This is a genomic window from Streptomyces sp. SID5785 (genome assembly GCF_009870065.1).
GTDB lineage: Bacteria > Actinomycetota > Actinomycetes > Streptomycetales > Streptomycetaceae > Streptomyces.
In genome coordinates this window covers 1-11,098 of the sequence record NZ_WWIA01000171.1, presented here as the reverse complement: position 1 = coordinate 11,098, position 11,098 = coordinate 1, and the positions used below count along the sequence as shown (strand labels likewise).

Sequence of the window (11,098 nt, the reverse complement as noted above, 5' to 3'; positions counted from 1 at the left end):
TCAGTGCGAACATCACCGCCGGGCCGACGATCCAGTTGATGACCAGCGACGAGACCATGAGCTTCTTGTCGCCGGTGACCGTGTCGAGCTTGTCGTAGCGGACCTTCGCGAGGACCGGGTACATCATCACGAGCAGGCCGATGGCGATCGGCAGTGAGATGCCGCCGATCTCGACCTTCGCCAGCGCGTCGCCCAGGCCGGGGATCAGACGGCCGAGGCCGAGGCCGACTCCCATGGCGAGCAGGATCCATACGGCGAGGTAGCGGTCGAGTGTCGACAGCTTCGCGACGATCGAGGATTCCTCGGCCGTCGCGGTGGCGGGTGCGTCGGTGCGGGTCACGGGCAGGCCCTCTTGTTGTCGGCGGCGGTGCGGGCGGACTCGGCCAGTTCGGCGAACTGGCCGGCGAGCTGGGCGATGACGTCCGGACGCAGCTTGTAGTAGGTGAAGCGGCCGCATGGCTCCGTGTCCACGACCCCCGCCTCGCGCAGGACTCTCAGGTGGTTGGAGAGGTTCGTCTGGCGGGCGCCGGTCTCCTCCACCAGGTGGGTGGTGCACAGCGTCTCGCGGGCGAGCAGGGTCACGATCTGGAGCCTGAGCGGGTCGGCCAGCACCCGGATCAGGTCAGTGTCGACTGACGTCATCATGGACTGATACTCTCACATCAGTGGCTGCTGATGCCACCGGGTGCTGATATCAGTCGGCCCTGACTTCGCCGTTCGGCGGCGCTCACGAGATCAAGAGAGACCTCTGATGTCCGACAAGCCCTCTGTGCTCTTCGTCTGTGTCCACAACGCCGGCCGTTCCCAGATGGCCGCCGCCTGGCTGACCCACCTGGCCGGAGATCGTGTCGAGGTTCGCTCGGCCGGTTCGAACCCCGGTAAGGAAGTGAACCCTGCCGCCGTCGAGGCCATGGCCGAGGTCGGCATCGACATCTCCGCCGAGACCCCGAAGATCCTGACTGTCGACGCGGTCAAGGAGTCGGACGTCTGCATCACCATGGGCTGCGGCGACACCTGCCCCGTCTTCCCCGGTAAGCGCTACCTCGACTGGAAGCTGGAGGACCCGGCGGGCCAGGGCGTGGAGGCCGTACGTCCGATCCGGGACGAGATCAAGGTCCTCGTCGAGGGTCTGATCGCCGAGATCGCCCCGGAGCCGAAGGCATGACCGCCGCATCGCCCACTGCCGCCGACGACGGTATACGCAACGTCATCATCATCGGCTCCGGACCGGCGGGGTACACGGCTGCTCTGTACACGGCCCGCGCCAACCTCAAGCCACTGCTCTTCGGCAGCTCGATCTTCGTCGGCGGTTCACTGACCACGACGACCGAGGTGGAGAACTTCCCCGGCTTTCCCGAGGGGGTGGACGGCCCCGTCCTCATGGACAGCATGAGGGCGCAGGCCGAGAGGTTCGGCGCCGAGATGCTGGACGACGATGTTGTCGAGGTTGACCTGACCGGCTCCGTCAAGACAGTCACCGACAGCGCGGGCACCGTGCACCGGGCGAAGACGGTGATCATCGCGACCGGCTCCGGCTACCGCAAGCTTGGCCTGCCCAAGGAGGACACCCTCTCCGGGCGGGGCGTGTCCTGGTGCGCGACCTGCGACGGCTTCTTCTTCCGCGACCGCGACATCGTGGTCGTCGGCGGCGGCGACACTGCCATGGAAGAGGCCACCTTCCTCACCCGCTTCGCCCGCTCGGTGACCATCGTGCACCGCCGCTCCACCCTGCGTGCCTCGCAGGTCATGCAGAACCGGGCGTTCTCCGACGACAAGATCTCCTTCGCCTTCGACAGCGAGATCGCCGAACTCCACGAGGAGAACGGCATGCTGAGCGGGCTGACCCTGCGCGACACCTTTGAGGGCAGTACCCGCAGGGTGGATGCGACGGGACTGTTCATCGCGATCGGGCACGATCCGCGCACCGAACTGTTCACCGGGCAGCTGGAGTTGGGCGCCGAGGGCTATCTGAAGGTGGATGCCCCTTCGACGCGTACGAACATCCCGGGCGTCTTCGGCGCGGGCGACGTCGTCGACCACACCTACCGCCAGGCGATCACGGCAGCCGGATCCGGGTGCGCCGCCGCACTCGACGCGGAGCGCTACCTGGCCGGGCTCGCCGACAGTGAGAAGGCTCTCGCCGCGGCCACTGCCTGAAGTTGGTACGCCCCCTCACCCGCGCCGCCCCGATCATGGAGGTATCCGTCACCGCTGGCGGCGCGGGACGGGAGGCGAAGCCGGGCTGTCCCATGGTTCGTCAGCCCGGCTGACGGATGATGCGGCAGATGTCGGTGTCCGTGCAGGAGGCCGGGTCTGTTTCGGCGGCGCGTTGGGCGAGATCGCGAAGCGCGGACCGGGTCTTGCGCAGTTCGGCCATCCGCCGGCTGATCTCATCGAGGTGTTGCTGGATCAGCGTGCTGACGTGATCACAGGGAGCCTGTCCGCTGTCACGAAGGACGAGAATTCCGCGGATCTCGGCGAGGGTGAGCCCGGCGTGCTGAGCATCCCGGATGAACGCGAGACGGGTGGCGGCGTCGGCGGGGTAGTCGCGGTAGCCGCTGGGCGTCCTCGGTGGTTCGGGCAGGAGGCCGGCCTGCTCGTAGAAGCGGATGGTCTTGGCACTGACCCCGCTCTGAACAGCCAACTCTCCGATACGCATCTCTCCAGGCTAGTCCTTGACCTTCCAGTGCAGTGGAAGGTCTAGCGTCTCGTGCAGAAGTGCTGGACTGGGAGGACGACAACGATGCGGATCACGGTACTTACGGTTCCCGACTGCCCCAACGCGCCGGTGGCAGCGGACCGGGTCCGTACGGCGCTGGCCGGGCGGGCAGCCACAGTGGACTACGTGGAGGTGACGGAGGAAGCCGAAGCGGCCCGCTGGGGCATGACCGGATCTCCCACGGTTCTCGTGAACGGCACTGATCCTTTCGCATCGGCCGGAGCCACGGCCAGCGTGTCGTGCCGGATCTACCGGCACGCCGACGGGAGCACGGACGGCGCGCCGGGCGTGGACGAACTGCGGCAGGCCCTGGACGCTGCCGCACCGGCCGAGGCCGACGGAGAGGTTCGCTGCGAGTCGGACCTGCTCGATCCGGTCGGGCGGGCCGGACGGGGGCGGCGCGCTCCAGCCGAGCGAGGCCTGCGTGCCGTGCAGCAGGCTGTGCTGCGGCATTTCGCCGACACGGGCCAGGCCCCCGGCGCCATGGTTCTGGAGCCCTACGCGGCGGGGGCGGGACGCAGTGCCGCCGAGGTCCTGTCGGACCTGGCCCGCGAGGACTTCCTCACCCTCGACGAGGACGCGCAGATCCGTGCGGCCTACCCGTTCTCCGCCGTGCCCACCGTGCACCGGGTGACGCTGGCAGGCGGTACGCAGCTGTGGTCGATGTGCGCGATCGACGCCCTGGGCATCCCGAAGATGCTCAACACGGACGCGGTCATCGTCTCCGTCGACCCGATCACCGGCGAACGGGTCCAAGTCACAAGCGACAACGGGCAGATGGCGTGGGAGCCCGCGTCCGCGGTGGTGTTCGTCGGCCGACGCGCCTGCGACGGGCCGGCCGCCGCAGTGTGCTGCGATGCGCTGAACTTCTTCGCCACCGCTGACTCCGCTCAGTCATGGATCGCGCAACACCCGGATGTTCGGGGGAGGACCGTCGGCCAGCACCAGGCAGAGCAGATCGGGCGACAGACATTCGGTTCGCTCCTGGCCGACCACTGAACCAAGGCGTCAGGCGCCGGCAGCACCCGCGACAGGGCCCTCGGGCAGCGCCAGAGCGATCGCCCCGGATGGCGGAACCGGCTTGGGGCGACGTGGCTCGCGCAGCCCGGCACCTCCGGGGCCCGGCGCGCCACCGGGCGCGGGGCAGGCGGGATCGAGGCGGAGCACCCGAAGGGTGCAGGCCGCCCAGACCAGGGTCACGAATGCGGCGCCCGTGCCGGTCGCCGGCAGCAGCCCGGCGACGGCGCCGCCGACCAGTAGGCCGGCCACCATCACCGGGACGATAAAGGACCAGCGGAAGCAGGCCCGATAGGTCAAGACGGTTCGCCCCAACCGAAGTACGCTGCGCGGCCCCTGCCGCGACGTGCACGGGCGCTGCCCGCAACGCAGGCACGCCACGCAACGCCTCGCCCCACCAGAACAGTCCTTGGCCATGACCGCCTCCGCGGGCTCGACATCAGCGTGACCCTCGGCCGACGGTCACGGCAAGGGGAACGAGGCAGGCGCCCGTACGCGCCTCCAACTCGGCCTCTGGTCAACAGAGATACGTACCGGGCAGTGTCGTTCCTGCGACGGGTGGCTGCGGTCAGACGGCAGGATCCAGGATCGCGCGAACCGCCTTCAGGCCGTCCTCGTTGATCGAGTACCAGGCCCAGGTCCCGCGACGCTCGCGGTCCAGGAGGCCCGCCTCGGTCATGATCTTGAGGTGATGGCTGACGGTGGGCTGGCGGAAGCCCAGGCAGTCCGCGAGGTCGCAGACGCACGCCTCGCCCGCCGGGGCCCGCTCGATGATGCGGAAGATCTGTAGACGAGTCGGATCGGCGATGGCCTTGAGGAGCACCGCGAGGCGTTCGGCCTCGTCGCGCTCGATCAACAGGCATGCCAGGCCCGGCGTGCAGGTCTCCGTCTTCGCCTCGTCCGCCACCTCCGAGGCATTCACTTCAGTGACAGCCATCTATACAAGGTAAGCGCCGGTCAGGTGCCGTTTCCTTGTTCGAAGGCCTCACACGCGGCTTGTTCACCCAGCGTTCACCTTGGTTTCCGGCTGGGCAAAGCATAGGCAAGCATCTATTCTGCGAGGTGAGGGCCGCTATCGGCCGCCATCTGCGCGCAGAGGAGTCGCTGATGGAACCCAGGGACAAGCAGCCCTCCCGCCATCGGGCCGCGCCCGCTCTGCGGGATCTTGAGCCCGTACTCGATCGCATCACCTCTCGACTGGCCGCCCGGCACAGCCGCTCCTTCTCCCGGGAGACGGTGGAGAGTTACGTGGAGGAGTGCTCCTGGCAGCTGTCGGCACGGGCCCGGCTCGGCCGTCATCTCCCGGTCCTCATCGAGCGGTTCGCCGACCAGCGGCTCGGGGCTCTCGCGCGCGGCCTGGGGCTGTCGCCGAAGCCGGTGCCCGAGGTGTTGTTCGTGTGCACGGAGAACGCCGGGCGTTCGCAGCTGGCCGCCGCGATCATGCGGCACCGGGCGGGGGCCGGCGCGCGGGTGCTGACCGCCGGGTCCGAGCCGGGTGAGGAGATTGCTCCCGTGGTGTTGCGGTTGCTCGACGAGCAGGGCCTCGGAGTGGGCGAGGAGTTCCCCAAGCCGCTGACCGCCTAGGTGGTCACGGCTGCCGACGTGGTGGTCACACTCGGCTGCGGGGATGCCTGTCCGGTGCGACCGGGAAGGCGCTATCTGGACTGGGAGTTGCCGGATCTGGCCGGGCTCGACATCCAGAGCGCGCGAGCGGTGCGCGACGCGTTGACCGCGCGGATCGATGTCCTGGTGCGGGAGTTGCTGCCGGATCGCACTCCGATCGGCTGAGTCACGTGCCGCTGGAGGCGGGGCCGCAGTCCATGCGATAGCCCATGCCGCGGATCGCCTCGATCGTGCAGCAGCTCTTGCCCTCGTCCCGCAGTTTGGTGCGGATCCGTCGGATGTGCACGGTCAGAGTGTTGCTGTCGAGGGTGTCGGTGCCCCACAGGGCGCGGGTGAGTTCCTCCCGTGTGACGACCCGGTTGGCGTGCTCCATCAGGTAGCGCAACAGCCTGAACTCCCTTACGGGGAGATAGATGTGGCGCCCTCGCACGTAGACGTGGAAGCCGGAGGTGTCGAGTTCGATGTCGCCGACGACCAGCGGGCCTTCGGGTGTCTCGCGGGTGCCCGCCATCAGTAGGGGCAGGATTTCCTCGACTCGGTACGGATGGGCCACGAAGGCGATCGCGCCGGCGCTCACCGCCGCGGTGGCCTCGGCCGCGTCCGCCGGACTAGCCGCCACCAGGACCGGAACCGGGTGTAGGCGGGCGATGAGTTCGGTGACACACGCTGCGCCGACCACCGGCAGCGGGGCGGCGAGGAGCACGGCGCGGGGGTGACGGGCGCCGACCTGGAGGAGGGCTTCGGCGCCGTCGTGGCAGACGATCGTGCGAACGCCCGCGTTCTCGAAGCGGGTCATCGCCTTGGCCGCCAACTCCTCGTCGGGGTCGGCGAGGAGCAGGTCGGGCGGCCGGTGCACTTCGGGTGTCACCGGTTCTCCTTCTCTTACGAGACGTCGGTGGCGTCTCAGCCGAAGCGGCCCGAGATGTAGTCCTCGGTGCGCTGGTCGGAGGGGTTGGAGAAGATGCGGGCTGTCTCGTCGTACTCGACCAGGCGGCCGTGGCGTTCGCCCTTGCCGTCGACATCGGCGGTGAAGAAGGCGGTGCGGTGCGAGACGCGGGCCGCCTGCTGCATGTTGTGCGTGACGACGATGATCGTGAACTCCTCGGCAAGGTGCTCCATCAGGTCCTCGATCTTGGCGGTGGCGATGGGATCGAGCGCCGAACAGGGCTCATCCATGAGGATCACCTCCGGCTTGACCGCGATGGTGCGGGCGATGCACAGCCGCTGCTGCTGCCCGCCGGACAGGGCGAGAGCGGACGTCTTCAGTTTCTCCTTGACCTCGTCCCAGAGCGCCGCGTGGGTGAGGGTCTCTTCGACCAGGTCGTCCAGGTTGCCCTTGAAGCCGGAGACGCGGGGTCCGTAGGCGATGTTGTCGTAGATGGACTTGGGGAACGGGTTCGGCTTCTGGAACACCATCCCGATGCGTCGGCGGACCTCGATCGGGTCGACCTCGCGCCCGTACAGATCTTCGTTGTGGTAGCGCATCTTGCCCGCCACGCGGGCCGTGGGGATCAGGTCGTTCATGCGGTTGAAGCAGCGCAGGACGGTGGACTTGCCGCAGCCGGACGGGCCGATCATCGCGGTGATCTGCTGGTGGCCGATGTCCATGTTGACGTCGCGGACGGCCTCGTGGTCGCCGTAGAAGACGGACAGGCTGCCGATCTCGAAGACCGGGCTGGCCAGTGGGCGGGCCGTGCGGTAGGCGACGCGCGGGGTGCGGGTACCGCCGCCGTCGGCTGGTGTGTCGGACGGTCCGGGGGCTGCGGGCATCTCGGTCTCCTGCGAAGCGGTCTTACGGGGAGAGGTCATGGCACTCACCAGGGGCGGGAGTAGCGGTTGCGGAGCCAGATGGCCAGGGAGTTCATCGCCAGCAGGATCACCAGGAGGATGACGATCGCGGCGGAGGCGAGCGCGGTGAACTCGGCTCGCGACTGGCTGATCCAGTTGAAGATCTGGATCGGCAGGACGGTGAACGAGCTCTCCACGCCGGTCGGGTTGAAGGTGATGAACGTCAGGCCGCCGAGCAGGAGCAGCGGGGCCGCCTCACCAATGGCCCGGGACAGGGCGAGAATCGAGCCCGTCGCCATGCCGGGCACAGCGGCCGGCAGGACTTGGCGCCAGATTGTCTGCCACTGCGTCGCGCCGAGCGCGAGCGACGCCTGCCGGATCGACTGCGGGACGGCGCGGATCGCTTCCCGAGAGGAGATGATCACGACTGGCAGGACCAGCAGTGAGAGGGTCAGCGAGGCGGTGAGCACGGTCTGCCCGAAGCCCAGGCCGCGGGAGATGATGCCGAGCCCGAGGATGCCGTAGACGATCGACGGGACGGCCGCCAGGTTCTGGATGTTGATCTCGATCGCGCGGTTCCACCAGCGGTCCGGATCGGCGTATTCCTCCAGGTAGATCGCGGTGAGGATGCCGGTCGGCAGGCAGTACAGGGCGGTGAAGGCGATCACCCAGATCGTGCCCATGATGGCGGACTGAGCGCCGCCGTTGGACGGGTTGATCAGATCCGGGAAATTGGTCCACAGCCGGGAGTCCAGGCGCGACCAGCCCTCCACGACGACGTACGTGAGCAGCCCGGCGAGGAAGACGACGCCGACGGCGAGCGAGGCCCACAGGCTCAGGTGGAAGAACCGCTCGCGCCACGGGGTGCCGCTGCCCTTCAGGCGGGGTGCGTCCGGCATGTCCGCGAGGGCCGGTTCGTGGTCGATGACGTGGCTCATCACTCGTACACCTCCCGGTACTTGCGCACCAGACGGATGCTGACCAGGTTCATCACGAGGGTCAGCACGAACAGCAGCGAGCCCACCGCGAAGATGGTCTGGTAGCCGGTGGAGCCGGTCGGCAGGTCTCCGATCCCGGCGGCGGCGATGAACGCCGTCATCGTCTGCATCCCCTCAAGGGGGTTGAAGGACAGGTTCGGCCGCCCGCCTGCCGCGATGGCGACGATCATCGTCTCGCCGATCGCCCGGGAGATGCCGAGCACGACGGCGGCGACGATCCCCGACAGCGCGGCCGGGAACACGACTCGCGTGGACACCTGCATCCGAGACGAGCCGAGCGCGAAGGCCCCGTCCCGCAGCGCGCGCGGCACCGCGCTCATCGAGTCCTCCGCCATCGACGCGATCGTCGGAATGATCATGATGCCCATGACGAACCCGGCGGACAGGGCGTTGAAGACCTGCGGCCCGCCCTCGCTCCCCGGCCAGATGTCCTGGAGGAGTGGGGTGATGGCTTTGAGCGCGAAGAAGCCGTAGACGACGGTGGGGATGCCCGCGAGCACCTCGAGCATCGGCTTGAAGACCTTACGCACCCGCGGGTTGGCGTACTCGCTCAGGTAAACGGCCGCGCCGAGCCCCAGCAGCACCGCGACCAGCAGCGCGATGACCGTGACCATCAATGTCGCTGTCACCAGCGGGATGACGCCGAAGTGCGGCGGCTTGAACAGTGGCGACCAGTCGGTGCCGGTGATGAAGTCCCCGAAGTCGACCTTTCCGAAGAACTCCACGGCCGGCGGGATCAGAGCGATGACGATGCCGATCGTGGTCAGCACCGAGACCAGCGAGGCGGCCACCAACAGGACCTTGATGACCTTCTCGCCGTTGCGCGGCTGCGACCGCCGCAGGAAGCCGGGGCTCCCGGCGACGGACCGCAGCTCAACCGGCCCGCCCCGCCTCATGACTTGTGCTGTTCCTTGAGCGTCTGCAGGTCCTTCTTCAGTTCGGTCTCCTGCGTACTGTTCAGGGGCACGAACTGGGCCTTGGAGGCGATGTCGGCGTTGTTCTCGACGTAGTACTCGACGAAGGCAGTGACCTCCTTCTTGTCGAGCGAGGACGCCTTCGGGTAGATGAACAGCGGCCGCGACAACGGCTTGTAAGTGCCCTCCTGCACCGTCTGCTTGTCGGGCGCGACGCACCCGCCACCGCCATCGATCTTCAGGACCTTCAGCTTGTCCTTGTTCTCCTCGTAGTACGAGAGGCCGAAGTAGCCCATGCCGCCTTTGGAGCCGGAGACGCCCTGCACGGTGACGTTGTCGTCCTCGCTGGGGCTGTAGTCCGTACGGGACTTGCCTTCCTCGCCGTTGATGGCCTGCGTGAAGTAGTCGAAGGTGCCCGAGTCGGTGCCGGCGCCGAAGAGTTCCAGCTTCTGGTTCGGGAACTTCGGGTCGATCTGGTTCCAGTTGTTGACCTTCGAGCCCGGCTCCCAGATCTTCTTCAACTGCTCGACCGTCAGGCACTCGGCCCAGTCGTTGTCCTTGCTGACCACGACCGACAGCCCGTCGTTGGCGACCTGGAACTCCTCGAACTTGATGCCCTTCTTGTCACAGGCCGCCTTCTCGTCGTCCTCGATGGGACGCGAAGCGTCGGAGATGTCGGTCTCGCCGTTGCAGAACTTCTCGAAGCCGCCACCCGTACCGGACGTGCCGACGGTGACCTTCACCCCGGAGTTCTCGGCCTGGAACAGCTGGGCCGCCGCCGTGGACAGCGGAGCCACCGTGCTGGAGCCGTCCACCTTGATGGTCCCGGACAGCTTGTCGCCGTCTCCGCCCGAGCCCGCGTCGGATCCGCCACAGGCACTCGCAGTCAGCAACACGGCCGCCGTCAGGACCAACGGAGCCTGGGCCCGGCGCAGGTAAGTGGGAATGTTCACGACTCTCGACCCTCGTGTCAGCCGGGCTGACCCGGCGAGCGGATCGGGGCGCTGGGCGCTCCGTTCGGACACCTTGGATCGAAGTCTGACTATATGAACCCACGGTGTACGGAGCGCTCATCGCAGATGAATAATAGCCAGGCATCTATATAGATGAATCTTGTTTCAAGTGACCCTGATGCGACGACGGACAAGAACCGCCTGGCGGTCAACGCCGAGCGCGCTGCCCTGAACTGAGCAGTAGCGCTGGGGCGTTGGGACTCGAGGAGACGGCGCTAGGGGCCGGCGAGGCGATTGGCCAAGTCCAGCGCGTCGGTAGCCACAGTGAGTGCGGCGTGCAGCTCGATGACTTCCAACAAAGTGGAACGAACGACGGAGGTCCAGTCGCCTCGAAGGTCGGGCCACGTTGCAAGAAGGACTTCGGCCGAGGTCAGGCCGAGGCGAGCGGTAACGGTTGTCCCGCTCGCAGAGGTGGAGGTCCAGCTGACGAGGACTGCGCCGGGGCGGAGGGGAGAGCGGTCGTAGTAGGGGACCCAGCGGGCGAGGATCTGCCCCGTGGCTCGCTGTGGGACCGAGCAGATCAGGGCGCCTTTTACGCCCGGCGGCATGGGTTCCGTGGCGAGCGTGTTGAGGGGCGAGGAGTTGCTCGACCGGATCGGCGATCGGCTCACGAGGCCCTCGCTCGTACGGTGCTTCACGCCAGGGGCCAGCCGAGTTGTGTGCGGACATCCGGGGGCAGCACGTCCTCTTGGCCGTCCTCGGCGATGTACACGGCTCCATTCCCGAGCGCCTGGCGGTCTTCGACAAGGCGACCGATGCGGTGAACGTACGGCCAGTCGGGATTGACGGCGAGGTACACGGGGAGGTCCGGGTCCAGGGTCTGGAGCTGGTGGAGCAGTTGTCCGACGGTGATGATCTTCGGCAAGGGAGCCTCCGAGGCAGGGGAGCCGACGTGGGCGGGGCGTAGTCGTGGTTCGAAGATTCCTTCGTTGACCTGCGGTTCTTCGACGCGGTCGTACGTTGACATGGTCGAGCGGCAGGTCTCCAGTCATCTGCGGCAGTGCCCGTCTGCCGTGGGCGAACGGA

At 67.6% G+C, this 11,098-nt stretch carries 15 protein-coding genes and 1 pseudogene; 5 read left to right on the top strand and 11 right to left on the bottom strand.

Features of this window, described 5'->3' with window-relative positions; translation table 11 throughout:
* Both GTW43_RS05165 and GTW43_RS05160 read right to left on the bottom strand, forming a co-directional pair.
* Positions 1 to 340: pseudogene (locus GTW43_RS05165) on the bottom strand (arsenical-resistance protein); the annotation flags it as partial.
* On the bottom strand, positions 337 to 645 hold the full coding sequence (locus tag GTW43_RS05160) for a metalloregulator ArsR/SmtB family transcription factor (RefSeq protein ID WP_161300421.1): 309 nt from the start codon (positions 643 to 645) through the stop codon (positions 337 to 339). The gene GTW43_RS05160 and the pseudogene GTW43_RS05165, both read right to left, overlap by 4 nt.
* Positions 646 to 751: 106 nt before the next feature.
* On the opposite strand from GTW43_RS05160, the gene GTW43_RS05155 reads away from it, so the two are divergent.
* Positions 752 to 1,165 carry an arsenate reductase ArsC gene (locus GTW43_RS05155; protein WP_161300420.1) on the top strand — a complete coding sequence of 138 codons (414 nt, stop codon included), beginning with the start codon at positions 752 to 754 and terminating at the stop codon, positions 1,163 to 1,165.
* Positions 1,162 to 2,157 (top strand): thioredoxin-disulfide reductase, encoded by a 996-nt coding sequence (gene trxB, locus GTW43_RS05150; protein WP_161300419.1) that lies wholly within the window; start codon positions 1,162 to 1,164, stop codon positions 2,155 to 2,157. Before GTW43_RS05155 ends, trxB begins: the two co-directional genes overlap by 4 nt.
* 100 nt (positions 2,158 to 2,257) lie before the next feature.
* Here trxB and GTW43_RS05145 read toward each other — a convergent pair whose 3' ends face one another.
* Entirely contained in the window at positions 2,258 to 2,659 is a 402-nt protein-coding gene (locus GTW43_RS05145; RefSeq protein WP_161300418.1) for a heavy metal-responsive transcriptional regulator, read from the bottom strand.
* An 84-nt stretch (positions 2,660 to 2,743) separates the two neighbouring features.
* Here GTW43_RS05145 and merB point away from each other — a divergent pair, with 84 nt between their 5' ends.
* Complete coding sequence (gene merB / locus GTW43_RS05140) at positions 2,744 to 3,718, top strand: organomercurial lyase (RefSeq protein WP_161300417.1); 975 nt, start codon at positions 2,744 to 2,746, stop codon at positions 3,716 to 3,718.
* Positions 3,719 to 3,727: 9 nt separating this feature from the next.
* Here merB and GTW43_RS05135 read toward each other — a convergent pair whose 3' ends face one another.
* Together GTW43_RS05135 and GTW43_RS05130 are read right to left on the bottom strand one after the other, a co-directional pair.
* Positions 3,728 to 3,991, bottom strand: a complete 264-nt coding sequence (locus tag GTW43_RS05135; RefSeq protein WP_161300416.1) for a hypothetical protein — start codon at positions 3,989 to 3,991, stop codon at positions 3,728 to 3,730.
* Positions 3,992 to 4,304: 313 nt separating this feature from the next.
* The gene (locus GTW43_RS05130) at positions 4,305 to 4,673 is read right to left on the bottom strand and encodes a metalloregulator ArsR/SmtB family transcription factor (protein WP_161300415.1); all 369 of its coding nucleotides are present in this window, start codon (positions 4,671 to 4,673) and stop codon (positions 4,305 to 4,307) included.
* Between the two features lie 170 nt (positions 4,674 to 4,843).
* On the opposite strand from GTW43_RS05130, the gene GTW43_RS38600 reads away from it, so the two are divergent.
* Both GTW43_RS38600 and GTW43_RS38595 read left to right on the top strand, forming a co-directional pair.
* Complete coding sequence (locus GTW43_RS38600; RefSeq protein WP_343245909.1) at positions 4,844 to 5,320, top strand: hypothetical protein; 477 nt, start codon at positions 4,844 to 4,846, stop codon at positions 5,318 to 5,320.
* 18 nt (positions 5,321 to 5,338) lie between these two features.
* Entirely contained in the window at positions 5,339 to 5,524 is a 186-nt protein-coding gene (locus GTW43_RS38595) for a hypothetical protein (protein ID WP_343245908.1), read from the top strand.
* A gap of 1 nt (position 5,525) precedes the next feature.
* On the opposite strand, the gene GTW43_RS05120 is transcribed toward GTW43_RS38595, so the two are convergent.
* From GTW43_RS05120 to GTW43_RS05095, 6 genes are all read right to left on the bottom strand, one after another.
* Complete coding sequence (locus GTW43_RS05120; protein WP_343245907.1) at positions 5,526 to 6,227, bottom strand: response regulator transcription factor; 702 nt, start codon at positions 6,225 to 6,227, stop codon at positions 5,526 to 5,528.
* Between the two features lie 35 nt (positions 6,228 to 6,262).
* Positions 6,263 to 7,129, bottom strand: coding sequence for a phosphate ABC transporter ATP-binding protein PstB (pstB, locus tag GTW43_RS05115; protein ID WP_161300414.1), 867 nt, complete (start codon positions 7,127 to 7,129; stop codon positions 6,263 to 6,265).
* A gap of 44 nt (positions 7,130 to 7,173) precedes the next feature.
* Positions 7,174 to 8,085, bottom strand: a complete 912-nt coding sequence (gene pstA, locus GTW43_RS05110) for a phosphate ABC transporter permease PstA (RefSeq protein ID WP_161300413.1) — start codon at positions 8,083 to 8,085, stop codon at positions 7,174 to 7,176.
* Positions 8,085 to 9,041: a phosphate ABC transporter permease subunit PstC gene (gene pstC, locus GTW43_RS05105; protein ID WP_161300412.1), complete on the bottom strand. Its 957-nt coding sequence runs from the start codon at positions 9,039 to 9,041 to the stop codon at positions 8,085 to 8,087. The genes pstA and pstC overlap by 1 nt, the downstream gene beginning before the upstream one ends.
* Entirely contained in the window at positions 9,038 to 10,012 is a 975-nt protein-coding gene (locus GTW43_RS05100; RefSeq protein WP_161300411.1) for a PstS family phosphate ABC transporter substrate-binding protein, read from the bottom strand. The genes pstC and GTW43_RS05100 overlap by 4 nt, the downstream gene beginning before the upstream one ends.
* Positions 10,013 to 10,706: 694 nt before the next feature.
* Entirely contained in the window at positions 10,707 to 11,039 is a 333-nt protein-coding gene (locus GTW43_RS05095; RefSeq protein ID WP_343245906.1) for a hypothetical protein, read from the bottom strand.
* Positions 11,040 to 11,098 lie beyond the last annotated feature (59 nt).

Excerpts from the sequence above, each read along its gene's own strand:
- GTW43_RS38600 (WP_343245909.1), top strand. The coding sequence starts at position 4,844 with ATGGAACCCAGGGACAAGCAGCCCTCCCGCCATCGGGCCGCGCCCGCT.
- GTW43_RS05145 (WP_161300418.1), bottom strand. The coding sequence starts at position 2,659 with ATGCGTATCGGAGAGTTGGCTGTTCAGAGCGGGGTCAGTGCCAAGACC.
- GTW43_RS05135 (WP_161300416.1), bottom strand. The coding sequence starts at position 3,991 with ATGGTGGCCGGCCTACTGGTCGGCGGCGCCGTCGCCGGGCTGCTGCCG.
- GTW43_RS05095 (WP_343245906.1), bottom strand. The coding sequence starts at position 11,039 with ATGTCAACGTACGACCGCGTCGAAGAACCGCAGGTCAACGAAGGAATC.
- pstB (WP_161300414.1), bottom strand. The coding sequence starts at position 7,129 with ATGCCCGCAGCCCCCGGACCGTCCGACACACCAGCCGACGGCGGCGGT.
- merB (WP_161300417.1), top strand. The coding sequence starts at position 2,744 with ATGCGGATCACGGTACTTACGGTTCCCGACTGCCCCAACGCGCCGGTG.
- GTW43_RS05160 (WP_161300421.1), bottom strand. The coding sequence starts at position 645 with ATGATGACGTCAGTCGACACTGACCTGATCCGGGTGCTGGCCGACCCG.
- GTW43_RS05155 (WP_161300420.1), top strand. The coding sequence starts at position 752 with ATGTCCGACAAGCCCTCTGTGCTCTTCGTCTGTGTCCACAACGCCGGC.
- trxB (WP_161300419.1), top strand. The coding sequence starts at position 1,162 with ATGACCGCCGCATCGCCCACTGCCGCCGACGACGGTATACGCAACGTC.
- pstA (WP_161300413.1), bottom strand. The coding sequence starts at position 8,085 with ATGAGCCACGTCATCGACCACGAACCGGCCCTCGCGGACATGCCGGAC.
- GTW43_RS05130 (WP_161300415.1), bottom strand. The coding sequence starts at position 4,673 with ATGGCTGTCACTGAAGTGAATGCCTCGGAGGTGGCGGACGAGGCGAAG.
- pstC (WP_161300412.1), bottom strand. The coding sequence starts at position 9,041 with ATGAGGCGGGGCGGGCCGGTTGAGCTGCGGTCCGTCGCCGGGAGCCCC.